The following is a 21,214-nucleotide window of genomic DNA, read 5'->3' on the forward strand; positions in this document are numbered from 1 at the left end:
CCTACTCCCTGCTCCCTATTTTTTGTGAAAATTAAAGATATTGGCGAACAAGGTTTATTAAAGCGGTTGCAGCGTTTTTGTCCGGCAGAAATTATTGGTGACGATGCAGCCGTAATAACATCATCACCAGAACAATCTCTGGTAGTAACCACAGATATGCTAGTGGATGGGGTACATTTTAGCGATGCTACCACTAGTCCAGAAGATGTGGGGTGGCGATCGACTGCGGCTAACCTTTCTGACTTAGCTGCAATGGGGGCTAGACCGCTCGGAATTACCGTTGCCTTGGGATTACCTGGTGAGGTTCCTGTTGAGTGGGTAGAACGCCTCTACAAAGGCATGGATGAATGTTTGAAACTACATCAGACTCCGATTGTAGGGGGAGATGTCTGTCGTTCTCCAGTTATTACAGTTTCGATTACAGCTTTTGGCGAAGTAGAGCCAAACCAGACGATTTATCGCAATACAGCGCAAGTTGGAGATGCGATCGCCATCACAGGCTTTCATGGTGCTTCTCATGCTGGTTTAGAATTGCTCATACATCCAGAAATCGGGCAAAATTTGAGCGATCGCGATCGCGCCTTTCTCATCCGATCGCACCAACGCCCCAAACCCCGCTTAGACGTTTTACCTATTTTGCAAGAAATTTTAGCAGGAGATGTAGGGAAGGCAAAGAGAGCATTTAATTCGGAATTCGGAATTCCGAATTCCGAATTCCCCATTTCTGGCATGGACAGCAGCGATGGTTTAGCCGATGCGATCGCCCAAATTTGCCAAATGAGCGGTGTTGGTGCGAGAATCGATCGCGATCGAATTCCGATTCCTCCAGCTTTGTCTAATTTAGTTACCGCAGAACAGGCTGTAGAATGGGCTTTGTATGGCGGCGAAGATTTTGAGTTAGTTCTGTGTCTACCTCAACAACCAGCTGAAGCCCTGATCGAACATTTGGGTGAAGGAGCGGCAATTATTGGCGAAATCACTGCAGAATTGGCGATCGTACTAGGCGATCGCACCAACAAAAACCCCGCTCGCATTTTAAATCGCGATCGGGGGTTTCAACATTTTTAATCGTCATTGGTCAATTGTCATCTGTCATTTGCTTTTAACTAATGACTAATGACAAATTCCTATTTCCAATCTCTAGCAACTAACTCAGCTAGATCTAATACCCGTTGGCTGTAGCCCCATTCGTTGTCATACCACGCCATGACTTTAATTAAGTCGTTGCCCATAACAAGCGTCAAGCTAGCATCAACGATGGAAGAAGCATCGTGACCTTGGTAATCCGAGGATACTAGAGGTAGATCGCTATATTCTAGAATACCCTTGAGGGAGCCTTCAGCAGCTTCCTTCAACGTGGAATTGACTTCTTCAGCAAAGGTTGGCTTTTCAACCTGAGCAACCAAGTCTACCATCGAGACGTTAGGAGTAGGAACGCGCAAAGCAACACCGTTCAGCTTACCTTTCAAATCTGGTAGTACCAAAGCCACTGCTTTGGCAGCACCAGTAGATGTAGGAACGATGTTCATAGCTGCGGCTCTTGCCCGTCTGACATCGCGGTGGCTGGCATCGAGTAATCTTTGATCCCCAGTGTAGCTGTGGGTGGTGGTCATCGTGCCTTTGATGATGCCGAATTTTTCGTGCAGCACTTTGACGATGGGCGCTAAGCAGTTCGTGGTACAGCTAGCATTGCTGATGATTGTGTGCGTTTCGTGTGCGTATTCGTGATGGTTTACGCCATAGACAAACGTACCATCATCATTTTTACCTGGAGCCGTGATCAGCACCTTCTTTGCACCAGCGTTCAAGTGTTTGGTTGCCCCTTCCCGACTGGTGAATACGCCTGTCGATTCGATAATCAGATCGATATCCCAGTCTTTCCAAGGCAAGTTCTCTGGATTGCGATCGGAGGTGCATTTAACCGTCTTACCCTTGACGATAATCGAATTTTCATCTGCGCTGATGTCGATGCCTTTTAAAGTCCCCAACATGGTGTCATACTTCAGCAGATGAGCGTTGGTCTTCGGATCGGAAGTATCGTTGATCGCGACTATTTCGATATCGCTGCTGTCTCTCAGAAGCCAGCAACGCATGAAGTTACGTCCGATCCGCCCAAAACCATTGATTGCAACTCTAATCACAGCGTCTTGCCCTCTGGTGTAGTGAATTAAATACCTATTATTGACAATCGATCATATCGCAAAGGGCGCTCTATTCTAAACTAGCTTCAGTGACATTGACAGAAAAAGCACACAAATCATTGGGATCGTTATGTATATAACTGCCGATCGCCAATATAGATTCTCACTGCTTCAGGGACGAAGTAGCGGATCGAACGGCGATCGCGGCAGTATTGCCTGACTAAGCTTGCCGAAATCCCTACTAAAGGTAGACCGATAATTTGCCAGCGAATGTTTATAGATTCAGTGGCTAACTGTTGTGCTACCCGATCGCATAATACCTGAATTGGGGGACTTTCTGACTCACATAATGGACGCGGAGCGACTAACCACTCGCAAGCAGAGGCAATTTCTTGGCGATGATACCAACGGGGTAAGGTGAGAAACGTGTCTAACCCTAAAATCCAGTACCAGCGCCCATCAGGGTAATTTGCTTGCAGTGCCTGCAAAGTTTGGCTGGCATAGGTGGTTTTCATAAAAGTATCCGATGGCGGTGCGATTTCCCAATCACGACGATCTGCGATCGCCTGTCGTACCATTTCCCACCGATGCTGAAATGGTGTCGATTGCTTGTAGTGTGGGCGAGAATTGACTACCCAAATCACCTGTTCTAATTCAACTTGACTGCAAGCACTCTCAGCAACCAACAAGTGTCCCCAATGTACCGGATCGAAAGTACCGCCGAAAATGCCTAATTTGTCATTTGTCATTTGTCATTTGTCATTAGTTGTTGGTAATGGGTAATAGGTAATGGGTAATTGGTCATTTGCATTTTCAACACGCACCACTCTCTACTAATCACTGTTAACTGATAAGTGTTACCTGAAACACTCCTAAATGTTCTTCTCCTTGGCGTTCGGGAACTGAATTTGTGACGGGTTCGAGAGAGAGAATTTCAAAGTCTGGAGTAAAGTGGTTGCGGATCTCGGCTGGAGTGCTGCCGAAGGGTGGTCCACCTGGGCGAGAATGGGTGAAGAATAAACCGATGAGTCGTCCTTGAGGTTGTAATATTTCTCGGACTAATTTGACATAGGCTAGGCGCTGAGATGGGGCGATCGCGCAGAAGCAAGTATGTTCTAATACATAGTCAAAATAATGGGGAAATTCTGCTGATAATTCAAAGATATCTCGCTCTAAGAATTTTGCCGAACTACCTGCTGTTTGAGCTAAGGCTGTAGCTGAGGCGATCGCACTAGGAGCAAAGTCAATTCCAATGACATCAAATCCATACTGTGCAAATAGTAAGGCATCATAACCGCGACCGCAACCCAAGACCGCAACTTTACCAGGTTTTGGGGCTTGAGGAGAATTTAATAAACTGACAAATGGTGGTGCGGCTTGTCCGATATCCCAGTGCGTTGTTCCGACTTGATAGCGGTTTTCCCAATCTTTTGAATTTGTCATTGATGAGTGGTTGGTGGCTGGTGACTAGTGGCTAGATTCAATTCTAGTCACCAGCCACTAGTCACTGATAACTGTCAACTGTATTGTGAATACTGGTCTTGAGGATCTGTTTTTAGCATTCCAAACAGGAAGCCGAGAACAGCACCAAACAGAAAACCGCCTGCGTGCGCCCAATAAGCAATACCGCCGCTTTCCATGCCAATATTAGTTCGAGCTTCTAAACTGGCAACACCGTAGACGGCTTGTTGTAAAAACCAAAATCCCAGAAAATAAAAAGCAGGGATGCGGACGGCGGGAAAGAAAAATCCTAGTGGAATGAGAGTTAGGACTTCAGCCGTGGGATAGCGGAGGATATACGCACCCATCACTCCGGCGATCGCCCCACTTGCACCCAAGGAAGGAATACCGGAAGATTGAGAAAAGTACCATTGCGTCAGCGCTGCCAATACGCCGCAGGCAAGATAAAAAATTAGATATTTGACGTGTCCTAAACGATCCTCAACGTTGTTGCCAAAAATCCAGAGAAACAACATATTGCCTCCCAAATGCAGCAATCCTCCGTGGAGGAATTGGGAGGTGATGAGGGTAATCCACTCTGGTACGGGTTGATTTACAGTAATTCCGGCAAAACTAGCTGTTAACTCTCTAGGAACGACAGCAAATAGATGAAAAAAGCCATCTAATTGTTGCGATTGCAAATCTGCCTCGTAAATAAAGGCGAGAATATTAGCTGCAACCAGTCCATAAGTGACGTAGGGAACGATCTTCGTCGGAACGTTATCGCGGATGGGAACCATGACGCTTTTTAGCCAAAATTGATGAAACTAGCCACACAGTAGCGGATTTCACCAAGAATTGCTTCTAGCCTACAGGTAGATTATCAGTTATTAGGGAGCAGGGAGCAGGGAGCAGGGAGCAGGGGTAGAAAAATTACTTTTAACTTTTGACTTTCAACTTTTAACTTTTCTACGCTGCTTTTTGGGGTTGCATTGTCGCTTCTAAGGCTGCGAGTTCTGCTAGTTGTGACTCAATTTGATCGCGGACGATTTGGCGATAATCGACGAAGTGTTCTAAGTGGGCGCAGTTGATCAGATAGGACTCAAACACGCTAGGATTATGCCGCAACATCGAAAATAATTGCCGCCAAAATTGCCAGCGCGTATTTCGCTTAATTCCCTGTCGCCAACAGATAGTTAATATGGCGCGTATTTCAATCAAACCTGGCATCCGCAGCTTTTTCTTCAGAGATTTCGGTTTCATGACCCGGAAGTGGCGGTAAACTCTAGCTAAGTAGCGACTGGGTTCGTACAGTTCCCAGAAACATCTAACATACTCTTGAGCAATGTCCTCTACAGGACGGGTAGGAATAAAGTTGATCAGGGTTGTTTGGTGAATATTTGCTACTCCCCTACCTTCGAGTAAACGTCCTTCTTTTTGAAGGCGATGCCACAAAGCAGTATTTGGCAAGGCTTGCAGCATACTGAATAAAGCTTGAGGAATTGCAGTTGCTTCCACAAAATCGATAATGCGATCGCCTGCTCCAGGTTTTTCGCCATCAAAGCCCATAATAAAACCAGCCATCACTCTCAGTCCTACCCGATTGATTTTTTCCACTGATTCAATCAGAGAATTGCGAGTATTTTGGAATTTCTGTGTTAGTTCTAAGCTATCAGTATCTGGCGTTTCAATTCCTAGAAATACGGCGTTAAAGTTAGCCGCAATCATCAAATCTAAAAGTTCTTCGTCTTGGGCTAAATCTACCGATGCTTCGGTAGAAAAGCTAAAAGGATATCCTTTTTCTGCCATCCAAAAACCGAGTTCTTTTAATAACAGCTTGACGTTGCGTTTGTTGCCGATGAAATTGTCATCCACCATAAAAATCGATCGCCGCCAGCCTAAATCGTACAGAGTTTGCAATTCTGCCAATAATTGTTGCGGAGATTTAGTACGTGGTTTACGTCCGTACAACACGATAATGTCGCAGAATTCGCACTGGAAGGGACAGCCTCGCGAAAATTGCACTGACATATCAGCGTAGGCACTTAAATCTAGCAAGTCGTATCTGGGAACTGGTGTGGTGGTAACATCGGGCTTTTCACCATCAGAGCGGATAGTACCAGAAGTCTCGCCTCTTGCCAATGCTTCTACTAGCATCGGTAAGGTAATTTCACCCTCATCTAATACTAAAAAGTCTGCCCCAGCTGCCTTGGCTGCTTCCGGTACGGAGGTGACGTAGGGACCACCAACGGCGACTAATTTTCCATGTCGCTTTGCTTCTCTAATTAGATGCAGCATATCTGGTTTCTGGACGATCATCCCTGAGATGATGACCAAATCTGCCCATTCCCAGTCTGCTTTTGTTTCAGATCTCACGCTGCGGTCTACGAGGCGAAATTCCCACTCTTGGGGCAGAATTGCAGCCACTGTAATTAGTCCCAGTGGAGGCATTGCCACTTTACGACCAATTAGTTCGATCGCTTTATCAAAAGACCAAAATGATTTGGGAAAAAGAGGATATAGGAGTAAAACTCGCATTTAACACCACCCCTTGCAACATCAAATGGTTGCATTATTGTTCCGATTGTCTTTAAGTTGTTCTGTTGTAAAACTGCAAATAATTAGTTTTATTTTATTTACAGGCAGGTTCTAGTTGAGATCACTTTAGCAGCCTGTGTTACTTTGTTGAACCCAGTGATACTAAAAATTACGCAAATGTAAGGTGGAGTAGTTTCTGCACCGATCTGAGATCCCCCTAAATCTCCCTTAAGAAAGGGGGACTGAGATTTAAACTCCCCCCTTTTTAAGGGGGGTAGGGGAGGATCGGTTAGCTGACGCTAGCAGCCGTCTGTTCTGTCAGGTAGCTAGGGAGAGAACGACGCAGACGATCGCCATATAACTCTAAGGCATTACCTCCTAGCAATAACCCTAAGTGTTCGCGATCGTAGTCAGCTACTCCCGCCGCATCCTTAACGCAGTTTTCCAATACACCATCCCAGTGTCCGTAGTCTCCTGAGAAGCAAGTTAAGTGCTTGCCAATCTCACCCATTGCTACGGGTAAGTAGGCGGGTGCGGGGTCGTCGGATTCAAAGGAAGTAAAGATTTGTCCCCGTTCAAAATATTCCATCGGGTCGCGATGGCGCAGGTCATAATGCTCGTAAAGACTCGCATCATCGATCTTGGCAGGGTCGTGTTCGGCGTTCCACAACAGATCGAAGAGGTTCTTAGTCATGCTCATGATGTTAGCGCGATCGCGTCCTTTGCGTTCTTGCAGCATCAATTTCGTGACATCCATCATCGAAGGACGATAAGGATTTTTGGGATCGAAATCGCGGATGCGTTTTTCCCAATGTTCGTGGAAAGAATGGGCGAGATCCGGTAGCCAGCCACAACCGCCTTCTAAAAAGCCAACCCGCAACGTAGGAAACTGTTCAAATGCCCCATCAAATACCATCCGCGCCAAAGCGTGCTGCTGTTGGTTGCGTTGGACGAAGATGTGAGTCAGGACAAAAGTTTCCATGTAGTCAGAAATTCCGCCCATCATGTAAGAACCTGGACCACCGTGAATTCCCAGTGCAATATCTAAATCTACTGCTGCTTGTAGAATTGGTCTGAAGTCAGGATGGCTAATTGGCTTACAACTGCGGATATCGGGGAAAGCCTGGGGTGCTTTCGGGTGGGGAATGGGCATATTTGGGGCGACAGCAACACCAATCATTCCTAGTTCGTTGACGCAGCGACGCATTTCGGCGACAGCCGCATCGACATCTTGTAGAGGTATGACACCAATTGGTTTGAGACGATCGCCATATGGACGACAATCTTCGGCAATATAGTCGTTATAAGCTCGACACAGGGCGATCGCTAAGTCTTTATCTAAAATGCTAGAAAATGTCAGGTTGAACGTACCGAAAATTACGTGTACGTCTACCCCTTCCCGATCCATATCTTCGATCCGCAGGCGGTTGAATGTTGCGCCCAACGTTGTTGTCGGGTGTAAGTTACGAAATCCACCTTTCCCCATGCCTTGAGGCTGGGGAAACATCCGTGTTAGATCGTTTTTGCCTGTAGCAGGGTTAAAATCTACTACCCGCGCCCGCTGATCGCCCAGACTATCGATTACCATCCCCACGCGATCGCGATACTTTGGCTCTAGATAATCCCGCATGACTAAGGGATTTTCAAGCTTGTGGGCATCTGCATCGATAACTGGTAAACCTTGATACATGTATTTTCCTCGAATGTCTTAAGAGTGAGTAGTGAGTTGTTGTAGGGGGCGGGTTCACCCGAAATCTCTGTCAGTAGTAAAGCATCTTCGTAAACCCGCCCGTACAGAAATTTTTTATGCGTTTTTTTCCATTTCGCGATTTTTGCTTTGAAAATAACGCCAAAGCTGACGCAAGCCAAATAAATTCTCGAACGACCAAGAAATCGAAACGGGAATCATAATTCCGCTGCGGTACTTGACAAATGCAGGTTTATTCTTCTCAAAAAATGCATGTCCGCCGATCGCGAATACTTGTGTCAGTACCAGACAAACTAGCGTCCATCGCCAATCGTAGAACAGCAATACAACCGCCGATATCGCCAGTAAGACTGTTAAATGATGTAAAAATATGTTGATCGGGTTCTGATGACTTGCTACGAAATATGCTTTAGCTTCTTGGAAGTAACTCAACTTAACATTCCTCCAGGTACGCCGCACGCCAGCTTTAAAGCTGTATTGTAAAGATATTAACTATTCCTTTGCCGAGAATTTCTACTACTGTAATATTCTTCTAAGATTTCGTAGCTGGTTTAGCCAATTGCGTAGGTTTTTATACTCCTACACGTCTCGTCCTTACAATGCGTTCGGGTTCTTATTTCATAATTTTTGCAACTTAAAATTATGATGCATATAAGAGTTTTGCATCGCGCTTGTTTTGCCCCGTTAAGTATGACACAGAAGCAATAATTTAGCAGCGGCTACTAGAGACTAGCAGGCGCAAACTAATCCCTTGTATTAAACCTAATTTACCTACCTTTACCAAAGTGGTATTATGACACTTCAGAGATTGGCATTGGTAATTGGTAATTGGTAATTGGTAATCGGCTGCTGGCAAACGATCGATGACAACTGACAAATGACTACTAAAGCTTATATCCAATTTGGCGTAAAAACTTTTGTCGTGCTTGTACGTCCTCAGCGTTCTCTACACCTTTGGGAGAAAATCCGTCTACAACACCCAAGATTCCCCGTCCTTGTTGAGTTTCTGCTAGGATGACTTCTACTGGATTTGCTGTCGCGCAATGGATATTGCAGACTTCCTGGCATTGTTTGATTGCATTGAGGAAGTTAATCGGGTAGGCTTGTTTCATCAGAATCACGAAACTGTGTCCTGCCGCGATCTCCTGAGCGTTCTTAGTAGCAATATCTTGTAGTTCTTTGTCATTTCCGGCGATGCGGATTAAACAGGAACCAGAAGCCTCACAGAAAGCGATCCCAAATTTTGCTTGGGTAGAGATCCCGACGATTATCTCGTATAAGTCTTCCACAGTTTTAATAAAGTGACTGTGACCGATGATAATATTGCTACCTTCAGGAATTTCCATTGCTACAGATTTGAGTTCCATTTTTCCCTCCTCAAGATTGCCCGGTCGCAGTCAATTCCGAATACTTTATGATGACAAGTAGAGCGATAAATCAAGCAGTTAGTTTGTAGAAATCTCATCTCGATCTAGAATTTGAGTTTCTTTTCGTGTTTCCCAAAATAAGCGATCGCCCACTGGTAATTCTGGCATATTCTGCTGTCGCTCTATTCTATATGTTCGATAAATTTTACATACTCTATTAGCTCCAAATACGTTAGATGTATAAGCTACCTTGAGGCGAATATAATAGACATCCGAATAAGAAATTTGGCGAACGATTTCTTGCAGTTGAGCAGATTCGGCTGGAATATACAATCTTTGTTTGTAACCTCTGGTTTGACACCATTGAACCAAATCATCTTCTGGAGGAGGGGGGAAACCTTCTAATGGTTTGAGTCTAGCTAATTCTGCGTATTCGTAAGTAAACCATCTTTCGCGATCGAAATACCAGCGATCGCTCCGAGCCACACTCACGGTAATATGAACATCGTTAGCAGAAATTTTGTCACTTTCATTGAATAGACTACAGCTAGGAAAGATTCGATTTGGCAACCAGTTGAGTTCTGCTTTTAATTTAGGATAGTTAGCAGCCGCAAACGTTCTTCTTGAGTTCCAAAAATTTCCCCAAGTGGCGACGACTGCCAAAATAGAGATACATAGAGCAATATATTGAGTAGGAAATGTTTTCGTCCCCCACTTGATAGCAAACTCAATCATGGAAAAGTCAAAAGTTAAAAGTTAAAAGTCAAAACTATTGAACCTATAGTTGGGCAGGTTAGTTGAATGGACAAAAGTTTGCCGATCGATCTATCGTAAGGAAATAAAACGATCGCCTCTACTCAGATCTTCGCTTGCTGTCAATACTTCTTGTCTCGCCCAGCGATCTGCTGCTACGATGTCAGCTAAAGATGGAGTCGAACAATTATCAGATGCATGGCGATCGCAAACTAGCTCGATACAACGAGGAATATCTAAAAAGCGGATTTTCTCTTCTAAAAATAAGGCTACAGCTTGTTCGTTAGCTGCATTTAAAACTGCTGGCATCGAGCCACCCGCACGACCCGCACTATATGCTAATTGCATACAAGGATATTTATCATGGTCTGGGGCTTTAAAAGTTAAACTACCAATTTCTACGAGGTCTAATTGCTTCCAATCAGTATAAATTCTTTCTGGATATGACATGGCATATAGCAATGGTAAACGCATATCTGCCCAGCCTAACTGTGCTAATACAGAAGTATCTTGTAGTTCGATCAGAGAATGGATAATACTTTGCGGATGGATAACAATATCGATGCGATCGTAATCTAATCCGAATACGTAATGAGCTTCAATGACTTCCAATCCCTTATTCATCAACGTTGCTGAATCGATCGTAATTTTCCGTCCCATCGTCCAGTTAGGATGTTTTAAAGCATCGGCAACGGTGACATTTGCTAACTTTTCTATAGGTAAATCGCGGAAAGAACCCCCAGAAGCCGTGAGTAAAATTCGCCGCAAGCCACGTCCCGGTACGCCTTGAAGACACTGAAAAATCGCCGAGTGTTCCGAATCTGCGGGTAAAAGTTTAATTCCGTGTTTTTCTACTAATGGTAAGACAACAGGACCACCCGCAATCAAAGTTTCCTTGTTTGCTAGCGCAATATCTTTACCCGCCTCAATCGCCGCAATTGTGGGTAGCAAACCCGCACAGCCGACAATTCCCGTTACTACGCTTTCGGCATCGCCATAACGGGCAACTTCTACAATACCCTCTTCCCCTGCCAATAGAATCGGTTGTGGGTCGAGATCTGCGATCGCTTCTTTCAATTCTGCTAACTTATCTACATCGCAAATAGCAGCAATACTCGGCTTAAACTGCCGAATTTGCGCCGCCAGCATTGCCACGTTGCGTCCAGCCGCCAACCCGACAATCCGAAATTGGTCGGGGTGCTGTGCCACAATATCCAGAGTTTGAGTACCAATAGAGCCAGTCGATCCCAGGAGAGTAATTGCTTTCACGATTGTTTCAGAATTAGCAGCAATACCACTTTATCAGGGAGCAGGGAGCGGGGGGGAAGAGAGCTGAGGGAGTGAAGAGAGCTGAGGGAGCTGAGGGGGAGAATACCAACCGACAACCAATTATCAAATACCAACTACCCATTACCAATTTTTGTTTACATTGTTACCAAAAACTTTAATTTATATCAAGATTTGATGAATTTTTTTCAGAAAAGGGTCTATGCTCACAGATACAGGAGCAGCTAGACAAAATCTTTGCGAAATATAGGTGCGATCGCAGTTTGGGTGGGGAGTGGAGTTAACTTTGTCAAACTTCGCTAATGAGTCACTAGATTTAATTGCTCTTTAACAGCAGGAGATTTATATGACCCAAGAACACGCTGCCCGCTTTTTTAAAGCCGTCATGCATGATGAATCATTACAAGCTAGACTTAAGGCTACAACTGAACCAGAAGCTTTCATTCAGATTGCATCTGAGCGAGGATACAAATTCACAGTTGCAGAATTGGATGCTCAAATTAGCAAGCTAAGCCCTGAAGAATTTGCTGCGGTAATCAACCCAGGAATATCCCCGCGACGGCATATAACGCCAAGATAGTTTTCGCTTGTAGAGTCGTTACATGCAACGTCTCTTCCCGATCTACGATACTTCTACTGGAGTTGGCGCGATCGCATTTGGCTGTGTACGTTGGGCGATCGCCTCAATAAACCCTTTAAATAAAGGATGAGGCGTGCTAGGGCGAGATTGAAACTCTGGGTGAAATTGGCAGGCAATGAAAAATGGATGGCTGGGTAGTTCGATAATTTCTACCAAGCGTCCATCAGGGGAAGTGCCACTAATGACGTATCCCGACTCCAAAAATAGGTTGCGGTAGGCGTTGTTAAATTCGTAGCGATGGCGATGGCGTTCGTAAATTAGGGGCTTTTGATACAGTCTGTGCGCTAGGGTGTTGGGTGTGAGACTGCAAGGATATAACCCTAGCCGCATAGTTCCACCCAAATCGACCACATCTTGCTGTTCTGGCAAAAGATTTATTACGGGATATTGACAATTAGGGGCAAACTCTGCACTATTAGCATCTTCCAAACGTGCAACATGACGCGCCCATTCAATCACAGAACATTGCATTCCCAAACATAAACCCAGAAAAGGAATTTGATGTTCGCGGGCGTATTCTACTGCGGCGATTTTACCATCTACACCGCGCACGCCGAAGCCTCCAGGGACGACGATCCCATGAACGCCCTGTAGTAAAGCGTCTGCCCCTTCTATTTCTAAATCTTCCGAGTTGATCCAACGCAGGTGTAATTCGCCATTTGTCGCGATCGCTGCATGGCGCAAAGCTTCTACTACCGATAGATAAGCATCGTTTAAACGCACGTACTTACCAACAATTGCAACTTCAACTTGGTGAGTGGGGTTGGCTTGTCGTTGTACTATAGTTTGCCATTGCGAGAGATCGGGCTGGCGTTGTCCGAGTTGCAGCAATTCTATGGTTTGCTGTGCCAGCCCTTCTATTTCTAAAGTTAAAGGGACTTCATAGATACTGCTGGCATCTTGACAGCTAATGACGCATTCCACAGATACGTCACAAAATTCAGCCATTTTTGCTTTTAGACCGTCGGGTAGGGGGCGATCGCTGCGACAGACTAAAATATCTGGTTGAATCCCGATCGACCGCAACTCCTTAACAGAATGTTGTGTCGGTTTGGTTTTCATTTCCCCCGCCGAAGGAATCCAGGGAACGAGGGTAACGTGCATATACAAGACGTTTTGTCGCCCTACATCCTTACGAAACTGCCGAATTGCTTCGAGAAATGGTAGCGATTCGATGTCTCCCACCGTACCGCCAATTTCGGTAATGACGACATCGGGATTCGTATTTTTGGCAACGCGCTGAATCCTTTCTTTAATTTCATTCGTAATATGGGGAATGACTTGTACCGTTCCCCCCATATAATCGCCACGCCGTTCTTTATTAATTACTGCCTGATAAATTGAACCAGTCGTGACGCTATTGAGGCGCGACATGGAAGTATCAGTAAAGCGTTCGTAGTGTCCTAAGTCTAAATCTGTTTCCGCGCCATCTTCGGTGACAAAAACCTCCCCGTGTTGAAAGGGACTCATTGTACCTGGATCGACATTAATATAGGGGTCGAGTTTGAGAATAGAAACTGAATAATCTCGCGATTTGAGCAGCCGTCCCAAGCTTGCCGCTACAATACCCTTACCAATGCTGGAGACTACGCCACCAGTCACAAACACAAATTTAGTCATAGTAGTTTTTCTTAATCTTGGGCAACTTTCAGCCATTCACCCCGATAATTGTGACATATTCTTGAGGGGGAAGGGAGAAGTTAAAAGTCAAAAGTTGAAAGTCAAAATCCCCGACTCCCCACTCCTGTACGGGCGGGTTTATTAAGCATACTTATTAGATAACAGGTATTCTAGGTAAACCCGCCCCTACGATACCCTATTCTCCTATTTTGGCGTGAAAAAACTTTTCGGATTATTCTTGCTCGGAACTATCTTTGTCCTGCTTATGGTACGTCCAGTTGGGGCAGAACAGCAACTATCAGTAGTGTATCCCCCTGCTAACCACCAAACAGTAGCCGATCGCATCTTTTTGGTAGGAACAGCGCCGCCAACGGGTAAAGTTTTGGTTAACGGTAAACCGATAGAACGCAGTCGCGCCGGACATTTTGCCCCTAGTTTTCCCTTGCGAGTCGGGGAGAATACTTTTATATTGCAATATCAAGATCGACAGGTGCAACTAAAGGTACAGCGACAAGATACAACTCCCGCGCCACCTGTAGGCTTGGCTTTTGGTAAAGATTCCTTGACTCCTAATGTCGATATTGCCAGAATGCCAGGGGAACTTGTTTGTTTTAGCGCGATCGCACCTCCTCAATCTGTAGTTTCCGTGCAATTGGGCAAAGATAACATTCGCCTTCTCCCCCAACTACAGCAAGCACAACTACCAGCTAACTCCGCACTTTTAACCGGACGAAATCAGCCAACTCGACAATTAACGTCTGGGCAATACCAAGGTTGTACAACTCTGCCAGAACTAGGAAATCTGGTAGATGGCAATAATACTATTACTAGCGGTTTCACTCCTAGTACTGGAATTCAACCACAGTTTCAACTAACATTAAACAGTCAAACCGTGACTCAACCAAGTCCAGGTAAAGTTACAATCCTCTCACCTGCAAATTTAGAAGTCGTCGAAGTCACAGCAAATGAAGGGGTAGCGCGAACTGGTGCGAGTACCGATTACTCTCGCCTCACACCTTTACCCAAGGGTACGCAGGCAGCAGTTACAGGAAAAGAAGGGGAATGGCTGCGCTTAGATTATGGCGGTTGGATTAATAGTAAGGAAACCAGAATCATACCAGGAGCAATCCCACCGCGATCGCTCATTCGGAGTGTCAGCGCCCGTCGCGTATCTGGAGCAACAGAAATCGTGTTTCCGCTACAAGTCCCCGTACCCGTAAGTATACAGCAGGGCGATCGCACTTTAACACTAACTCTATACAATACCACCGCTCAAACCGATACAATCCGCTTCGACGACGACCCAACGATCTCTCGCCTCGATTGGCAACAAGTCACACCCGATCGCTTGGAATATATTTTTAACCTCAAATCCCAACAGCAATGGGGTTATAAATTGCGCTACGAAGGAACGAGTTTGGTGTTGACACTGCGTCATTCTCCTAAAATTCAAAATTCAAAATTCAAAATTCAAAATTCAAAATTCCAAGTTTCCGACTTCCAACTCCCCTGTACGGGCGCACAGCAGTGCGCCCCTACCGACTCCCCTCTTGCAGGAATCAAAATTCTTCTCGATCCCGGGCATGGAGGGAAGGAAACTGGGGCTTTGGGACCAACGGGTTATCCTGAAAAAGATATCAATTTATTAATATCTAAATTAGTTCGAGAACAATTAGCACGGCGAGGTGCTGAAGTTTACCTGACGCGGGAGGACGATCGCGATTTATCGTTACCAGATCGAGTAGACATAATCGATAAAATTGAACCCGCGATCGCAATTTCTCTACATTACAATGCTCTACCAGATGCAGGTAATGCCATGAAAACGAAGGGATTAGCCGCCTTTTGGTATCATCCCCAAGCACACGATCTCGCCAGCTTTTTACATAGTTATTTAGTCCAAAAACTGAACCGCCCTGACTACGGACTGTACTGGAACAACCTCGCTTTAACTCGTCCCGCTTCAGCCCCAACAATATTATTAGAACTAGGATTTATGATTAACCCTTACGAATTTGAATGGATCGTCAATCCGCAAGCACAACAACAACTAGCCAGCGCGATCGCCCAAGGAATTACTCAATGGTTTAGTAATATTGAGATAAACTCTTAGCCTTCTTCTTTGCGCCTTTGCGTCTTGGCGCGACAAAAAACTAAAACTTAAGTTTTTAACTTTTAACTTTTGACTTTCCCAAAAGACTTGCTGAATCTACATCTAAAAACAATGTTGCCTGAGCTTGACTTCTGAGTATAGTAGCAGGACAACTCGTAGCGATCGCGCCTTCTAAAGTCTGCTGTACTGCTGTAGCTTTATGTTTTCCTGGAGCAAAACAAAATATCTTTTGTGCTAAACAAATTGCTGAAATTGTCAGCGTAAAAGCGTATTGTGGTACGACTTCAATATTAGTAAAATAGCCCTGACTGACTTGTTGTTGACGAGTCGATAATTCTAATTTTACAAGTTTTATATAGTAAGGATCTTGAAAATCTGCTACTGATGGTTCGTTAAAAGCTAAGTGTCCGTTGCCTCCCATTCCCAAACAACATAGATCGATAGGCTGGGACAATAATAACTTAGTGTAGCGATCGCATTCTGCCAGCGGTTGTACGGTATCGCCTTTAATATAGTGAAATGCAGCTGGATTGACTTTCTGTTCGACTCGTTCGCGTAAGTAACGCCGAAAACTCGCCGGATGGTTAGCATCAATTCCTAAGTATTCATCGAGATGAAAAAAGACAATTCGCGACCAGTCTATCTCACCTAAATTCACCAATTTCGAGAGAAATTCAATTTGAGAATTGCCAGTTGCTAATATTACCGTAGCAGTATCTTGCTGCGTCAGTAAGTTTTGTAAATAGCGTTGCGTAATTTTAGCTGCGTCTGTGGTAAGTTCATCAGTGCGATCGTACAAACGTACTGTCAGCGCATCTACTGGAAAAATTTTAGCGAGTGTGTCGGTTTGGAAGTTGTGAGGAAGATAAGACATTTAAACAGCCTTACAAGCGTACCGCCACTTTATAACAATCCTCAACAATTTTTCAAGCTCGTTCGCTACCTGGCGAATTTACTGATAGCTCAAACTTAATTTGTTTATGCCGAAATAGTGCTGCTTGGCAAATTGCTAGAGGCGCAGTTTCACCATACCCCCAAACACCATTTGGGATAAAGCTAGCAACAAAAGGTAGTCCTGGCAAGGAGTGTTCCTCAACGCGAAATAACTCAAAGTGAGGTGCGACTGAGTTTTCTAAATCCCAAGCTACTAATTCTAATGCAGCTCTGATATCTGTAGAATAGGGGCGCACGAATAGATTAAATTTTTCTGCTATTAAACTATCTAGATCTGCTAAAGAGTCAACTTTAATTGTTTCTAAATCTTCAGGTTGCAATTCTGTTAGTTCAAATGTTTCTTCCATATTATTTACTACTAGCTTTAGTTTGGTATAATTTGATATAGCAAATACAAGCAAGGCTTATTGATAGGAGAATGCAGAGGATTGATTGCTAAAAAACAATCCCCCTACAGAGATATTTTGCTAGCAATATTCTGTGGAAAAAGCTGAGAATGTAGAGACGCTATGCGTACGCCTCTACAAACGTCTGTACGAGACTTATATTTCTGCTACTGCTCTTTCAATTAACCGTCGTGCTAAGGTTTGGGTTCCTGTATGTTCGTAGTAATTGGTCGAGACATCGAGAAAGGCAGCGAGGTAGTCTAATTTATCGTCAGCAACATCCATAAAACCTCGTAGATTGCTTACAACTTTCTGCGGCGTTAGTCCGCGAGAAACAACCAAATCGCTCATCCAACCCGTGACAGAGTTGAAACTTTCACCCATAAAGTTCAACTTACTGGCAGAGTTATTTCCTGGAATATCGCTATTGATATTTTGGAAGGTAGAGTTTTGCTCTAATTCCTGGGGACTCGTTTTATCTAAAGTTGCTAAAGCCTTTTGGATAAAATCAGAGCCAAAAGGAATCAAACCATCGACGCAAACTAAAGCTACCATGCGCATCAAAGATTCGCTACTGTAATCCGCCAGGGAAGTAACGAAATCGCCAATACTATCGCCAGGAATGCCATTAATTTGACAAAAAGCTAGCAACTCAACTACTAATTTCAAAGTCAAGTCGATAGTTTGGGCTTTATCAGCTTTAGGAGTGACTTTATTTAAGAAACCCAAAAGCGGAATTTTTTCTCCAACTTTATTCGCTAAAGCTGCTGCACCTAAAGCTTTATCAGTACTATCTACAGTTTGGTATAACCACATCGCCCTCTGATATCCTTGAGAGCGATCGTTGTAGAGATAGATTGCCCGTTCGCCAACTTGTTGAATAATACTTTCGTCAGTTTCGCCTGTAACGGTACGAATTGTATTTTCAAAACCGACTAAATTATTCCACTGCCCGGGAATCACAAAATCAAGCGATCGCAGCATGGAAACAGTCATATTATTGGTAGATAATCCGTCCACCAACTCAATAATTGATTTGCTCATATTAAACTCCTTGATTAGTCATTTGTCATTTGTCATTTGTCATTTGCGATCGCGGAATGACTAATTCATGGCAATTTTGAGAGTCCATTGAGGTTGAATTTCTTTAACCACGCTTCGCGATCGCTAGTTGTGAAGGATGGATCGCGAGATAAAACTTTAACTTGGTAGCGATCGCCTACTAATACTGCTGTTTGTGTCGTACCAACTTCCACGGCGGGATAACCGTTAATCTGTTTCGTACTCGTCTTAAATTTTGCTGCGGCAGTCGGCAAGCTTTTAGTATCAGAAATAGATAGCATTGCGATATCTTTACCACCTCTCTTCAATTTTGCCTCAGCAAAACCTTTTTTCTCTTGGGTATAAACTCGTTGAAATTCACCGTTCGCAGCTGGGAAAAATCGGTTGAACTCGCTGCCTTGAGTCGCTTCTTTTACTACTGCTTGACCGCTTTTTTGCCGATTGCTGACCTGTTGTGCTTGGTCAAACCGCCCTGGAGTTTCTGTAGCTGTACATGCTGTAGTAAATAGTAACAATGACAGCATTAACGCCACTAAAATTTTACGCCCTTGACGAAAAAACATAACGCCTCCTGCTCGATGCTTTACACTTATCATTTATTCTGGCGATCGCTTGCTTTAGTTTCGGAAGATTTTAGATGCGTTGGGCAATGACAGCGTAAAACGGATCTTTCACACCGACACCCAACCACTGAATGAAATTATTCGTGCCGGACTGATGGGTAATAACTTCGGGTTCGGAGAATCCTGGTATAGCTTGAAAATACTGTTTGACTAATTCTACCCGGCTCGACTCCGTTCCATCGCGCCAAGCTTGAATTGCTTTTTGGTAAAACATGCGGTTGGAAAAGCTGATGATAACAATTCCACCCGGTTTCAGAATCCGATGAATCTCGTTAAACACTGCTTCTGGATACTGCAAGTATTGTATCGAAACAGTATTCAATACTGCGTCGAAATCTTGGTCTGGTAGCGGAAATTTAGGATTCTGATTCAGATTTTGCACGAAATAATGATGCAATCGAGGATTACGGGCTAGTTCCTCTTCATTCATCCCGTGTCCCTCTACATGAGCAAACTCCATTTCCTCTGGAAGGTGGGACACCCAGCTACTCATCATGTCGAAAATTCGGGTGTGGGGTTTGAGCCGTTCTCGATATAACTGAGTCAGTTGTTGAATAAAATTATCGTCTACATGGGTGACAAATCGCGGAAAAGAATAGAACTGCTGGTCGTTGGTATCGTCTAACTTGATCCGGTCGTGAGGGCGCAAAATCATAATTCGAGCGTTTAAATACCTCTACTCTTCTCAGTTTAGAAAAAATTACGAAGTGTAAAGCTATTCTTCCGCCCATTTCTAACTAACGAATCGGGTTGTGGACGGTAACTAATTTCGTTCCATCAGGGAATGTTGCCTCTATCTGGACAAATAGCATGGAAGCTAAGCAAAGCAAGAGTTGTACCTGATTTTTACACGGTCAGGTGTACTTAACATGAATGTCAAGACGAAGAAAAATCCTAAAGGGCTAGTCAACATTGAATCAGTTAAAGGTAGGTTAAGGCTGAGGTGGAGATATCAGGGGAAGCAGCTTTGTTTGGCTACTGGTTATCCTGACACTCCAGAATGTCGCGCAGCAACGCAAATCCTAGCTAATAAGATTTGGCTAGACATTGTAGGTGGTTACTTTGACCCCACGCTTGATAAATACAGGCAACAGCCCTTAGCAAAGAAGAATAGCCCTACCTTGCTAGAGTTGATAACTAATTTCATCGACAACAAAATTAACTATACATCGTCTCGTTCTCTAGAGAAATACAGAACCCTGTCACGTCGTCTAGCTAGAGCTGGACTAGCTAAGTTAACTGCATCCGAACTAGATGAAGTAGCAGTTGCCAGGATTTACACTAAACTCAGGGAAGGTGGATTAGGTGTCGCTACAGCCAAGATTGACTTGTGGTTGCTAAATGCTGTCCTACGATTTGCCGATATAGATTGTAAGCCTCTTACAGTAGCTTTAAAGGCGATTAAAGCACCACCTAAGCAATCAGCCAAGCCATTTGCTAAAGACGAAGTAGGTCGCATTCTAGAAACATTTGAGACGATGTTTCCTCACTATCTACCCTACGTCACGTTCATGATGAATACAGGGGTAAGGACTGCTGAAGCCGTTGGGCTGAGATGGAAACACGTAGCTGATGATTGTTCCAGTTTTTGGGTAGGTGAGACGCTATCTCGCGGCAGGAAATCTGACACAAAAACTCACAAAGCTAGAGTTGTACCGTGCAACCAAACAGTTAAGTCATTGCTGCTGAACATGAGAGCAGAAAACACAAACCCTAATAGATTGGTGTTTACAAGTCCAAGGGGTTGTGGAATCCAAGATTCTCAATTTTCTATGCGCTATTGGAAGCCAGCACTAGCAGCGGCAAACGTTGAGTATAGAAAGCCTTACAACTGCCGTCATACATTCATCAGTCATTGCTTAGAGTCAGGACTCAGCCCAATAACGGTTTCTTCAATCACTGGTCATAACGTGCAGACAATGTACGCGCACTACGTAGGTGTAGTATGCCTACCACAAATCCCTGATTTGCTTTGATTGCGATTATTCTCTGCTTGTAGTAACCAAACGATTGCTGTTATTTGTTTACCCATAAAACGTGTTTTGTATATGGCATAATATATCGGTTCAAACTGTTAGCAATGGTGCTAAATATGTCAGCTCGAAATGTTAGCTTGCCCGATGAACTCATTGCACTCGTCAATCAAAAAGCCATTAAACAAAAACGCTCTTTCTCTTCCGTAGTAGTTGAAGCATTGCAACGACAATTCAAGCATCAACTAGCTAAATCAAAAACAACAGCATAGCAAAAAGAGGTGGGAGAGCGACAACTCTCCTACCCCCTAATTACCCTGGCAAATTCTATAAAACCACCTTGAAGCTATAACCTAACATGACAAACGAAAATCGACCATCGGCAAAAATACGCAACAGCGAGTTAGTTACAGGAGAACGTTTACTCCAAATGACAATGGCATCAATCCGTAAATCACAAGAGGAGAAGGAAGCTGATTTCGAGAGGAGGGTGTTGCGAAAAACAATATGGTTAATCCATCACGACCCTTACGCACTGCCGGACTACCTAACTAACCCGTATTGACCTCGTAAAAAGCAATAAACCTCTTGCGCCACAAGAGGTTAGAA

Annotated in this window: 21 protein-coding genes and 1 pseudogene; 5 read left to right on the forward strand and 17 right to left on the reverse strand. The window is 44.2% G+C overall.

What is annotated here, in order from left to right:
* Positions 1-24: 24 nt before the first annotated feature.
* On the forward strand, positions 25-1,068 hold the full coding sequence (thiL, locus tag H6G17_RS26025) for a thiamine-phosphate kinase (protein ID WP_192161475.1): 1,044 nt from the start codon (positions 25-27) through the stop codon (positions 1,066-1,068).
* Positions 1,069-1,127: 59 nt separating this feature from the next.
* Here thiL and H6G17_RS26030 read toward each other — a convergent pair whose 3' ends face one another.
* The 10 genes from H6G17_RS26030 to dxr all read right to left on the reverse strand — a co-directional run bounded on the left by H6G17_RS26030 (position 1,128) and on the right by dxr (position 11,216).
* Positions 1,128-2,141: a type I glyceraldehyde-3-phosphate dehydrogenase gene (locus H6G17_RS26030; RefSeq protein ID WP_192161476.1), complete on the reverse strand. Its 1,014-nt coding sequence runs from the start codon at positions 2,139-2,141 to the stop codon at positions 1,128-1,130.
* A gap of 128 nt (positions 2,142-2,269) precedes the next feature.
* Positions 2,270-2,890 (reverse strand): nicotinate (nicotinamide) nucleotide adenylyltransferase, encoded by a 621-nt coding sequence (gene nadD / locus H6G17_RS26035; RefSeq protein ID WP_192161477.1) that lies wholly within the window; start codon positions 2,888-2,890, stop codon positions 2,270-2,272.
* A gap of 94 nt (positions 2,891-2,984) precedes the next feature.
* Positions 2,985-3,584, reverse strand: coding sequence for a methyltransferase domain-containing protein (locus H6G17_RS26040; RefSeq protein WP_192161478.1), 600 nt, complete (start codon positions 3,582-3,584; stop codon positions 2,985-2,987).
* A gap of 74 nt (positions 3,585-3,658) precedes the next feature.
* Positions 3,659-4,381, reverse strand: a complete 723-nt coding sequence (locus H6G17_RS26045; protein ID WP_192161479.1) for a rhomboid family intramembrane serine protease — start codon at positions 4,379-4,381, stop codon at positions 3,659-3,661.
* Positions 4,382-4,550: 169 nt separating this feature from the next.
* The gene (locus H6G17_RS26050; protein ID WP_192161480.1) at positions 4,551-6,119 is read right to left on the reverse strand and encodes a B12-binding domain-containing radical SAM protein; all 1,569 of its coding nucleotides are present in this window, start codon (positions 6,117-6,119) and stop codon (positions 4,551-4,553) included.
* Between the two features lie 289 nt (positions 6,120-6,408).
* Complete coding sequence (locus H6G17_RS26055; protein WP_192161481.1) at positions 6,409-7,809, reverse strand: amidohydrolase family protein; 1,401 nt, start codon at positions 7,807-7,809, stop codon at positions 6,409-6,411.
* Positions 7,810-7,923: 114 nt separating this feature from the next.
* The gene (locus H6G17_RS26060; RefSeq protein WP_192161482.1) at positions 7,924-8,259 is read right to left on the reverse strand and encodes a DUF962 domain-containing protein; all 336 of its coding nucleotides are present in this window, start codon (positions 8,257-8,259) and stop codon (positions 7,924-7,926) included.
* 452 nt (positions 8,260-8,711) lie between these two features.
* Positions 8,712-9,194 (reverse strand): adenosine-specific kinase, encoded by a 483-nt coding sequence (locus tag H6G17_RS26065; protein WP_192161483.1) that lies wholly within the window; start codon positions 9,192-9,194, stop codon positions 8,712-8,714.
* 78 nt (positions 9,195-9,272) lie between these two features.
* The gene (locus H6G17_RS26070) at positions 9,273-9,929 is read right to left on the reverse strand and encodes a hypothetical protein (protein ID WP_192161484.1); all 657 of its coding nucleotides are present in this window, start codon (positions 9,927-9,929) and stop codon (positions 9,273-9,275) included.
* Positions 9,930-10,019: 90 nt separating this feature from the next.
* Positions 10,020-11,216: a 1-deoxy-D-xylulose-5-phosphate reductoisomerase gene (dxr, locus tag H6G17_RS26075; protein WP_192161485.1), complete on the reverse strand. Its 1,197-nt coding sequence runs from the start codon at positions 11,214-11,216 to the stop codon at positions 10,020-10,022.
* Positions 11,217-11,580: 364 nt separating this feature from the next.
* On the opposite strand from dxr, the gene H6G17_RS26080 reads away from it, so the two are divergent.
* Positions 11,581-11,814, forward strand: coding sequence for a Nif11-like leader peptide family natural product precursor (locus H6G17_RS26080; RefSeq protein ID WP_192161486.1), 234 nt, complete (start codon positions 11,581-11,583; stop codon positions 11,812-11,814).
* Between the two features lie 42 nt (positions 11,815-11,856).
* On the opposite strand, the gene H6G17_RS26085 is transcribed toward H6G17_RS26080, so the two are convergent.
* Positions 11,857-13,494 carry a CTP synthase gene (locus H6G17_RS26085; RefSeq protein WP_192161487.1) on the reverse strand — a complete coding sequence of 546 codons (1,638 nt, stop codon included), beginning with the start codon at positions 13,492-13,494 and terminating at the stop codon, positions 11,857-11,859.
* A gap of 265 nt (positions 13,495-13,759) precedes the next feature.
* On the opposite strand from H6G17_RS26085, the gene H6G17_RS26090 reads away from it, so the two are divergent.
* The gene (locus H6G17_RS26090; protein WP_199317004.1) at positions 13,760-15,607 is read left to right on the forward strand and encodes an N-acetylmuramoyl-L-alanine amidase; all 1,848 of its coding nucleotides are present in this window, start codon (positions 13,760-13,762) and stop codon (positions 15,605-15,607) included.
* Positions 15,608-15,662: 55 nt separating this feature from the next.
* Here H6G17_RS26090 and H6G17_RS26095 read toward each other — a convergent pair whose 3' ends face one another.
* The 6 genes and pseudogenes from H6G17_RS26095 to H6G17_RS26120 all read right to left on the reverse strand — a co-directional run.
* On the reverse strand, positions 15,663-16,481 hold the full coding sequence (locus H6G17_RS26095; RefSeq protein WP_192161489.1) for a glucosamine-6-phosphate deaminase: 819 nt from the start codon (positions 16,479-16,481) through the stop codon (positions 15,663-15,665).
* 52 nt (positions 16,482-16,533) lie between these two features.
* A complete protein-coding gene (locus H6G17_RS26100; RefSeq protein ID WP_192161490.1) occupies positions 16,534-16,908 on the reverse strand; it encodes a hypothetical protein in 375 nt (124 codons plus the stop codon).
* A 195-nt stretch (positions 16,909-17,103) separates the two neighbouring features.
* Positions 17,104-17,991: a hypothetical protein gene (locus tag H6G17_RS26105; protein WP_192161491.1), complete on the reverse strand. Its 888-nt coding sequence runs from the start codon at positions 17,989-17,991 to the stop codon at positions 17,104-17,106.
* Positions 17,992-18,056: 65 nt separating this feature from the next.
* A complete protein-coding gene (locus H6G17_RS26110) occupies positions 18,057-18,572 on the reverse strand; it encodes a hypothetical protein (protein ID WP_192161492.1) in 516 nt (171 codons plus the stop codon).
* 70 nt (positions 18,573-18,642) lie between these two features.
* The gene (locus tag H6G17_RS26115) at positions 18,643-19,287 is read right to left on the reverse strand and encodes a class I SAM-dependent methyltransferase (RefSeq protein WP_015156629.1); all 645 of its coding nucleotides are present in this window, start codon (positions 19,285-19,287) and stop codon (positions 18,643-18,645) included.
* 82 nt (positions 19,288-19,369) lie between these two features.
* A pseudogene (locus tag H6G17_RS26120) lies at positions 19,370-19,444 on the reverse strand (urease subunit gamma); the annotation flags it as partial.
* Between the two features lie 57 nt (positions 19,445-19,501).
* Here H6G17_RS26120 and H6G17_RS26125 point away from each other — a divergent pair.
* On the forward strand, positions 19,502-20,608 hold the full coding sequence (locus H6G17_RS26125) for a site-specific integrase (RefSeq protein ID WP_192161493.1): 1,107 nt from the start codon (positions 19,502-19,504) through the stop codon (positions 20,606-20,608).
* A 116-nt stretch (positions 20,609-20,724) separates the two neighbouring features.
* Positions 20,725-20,877, forward strand: coding sequence for a hypothetical protein (locus H6G17_RS26130; RefSeq protein WP_192161494.1), 153 nt, complete (start codon positions 20,725-20,727; stop codon positions 20,875-20,877).
* Positions 20,878-21,214 lie beyond the last annotated feature (337 nt).

Origin of the sequence: Chroococcidiopsis sp. [FACHB-1243] (assembly GCF_014696895.1) — a bacterium.
Taxonomy (GTDB): Bacteria; Cyanobacteriota; Cyanobacteriia; order Cyanobacteriales; family Chroococcidiopsidaceae; genus Chroococcidiopsis.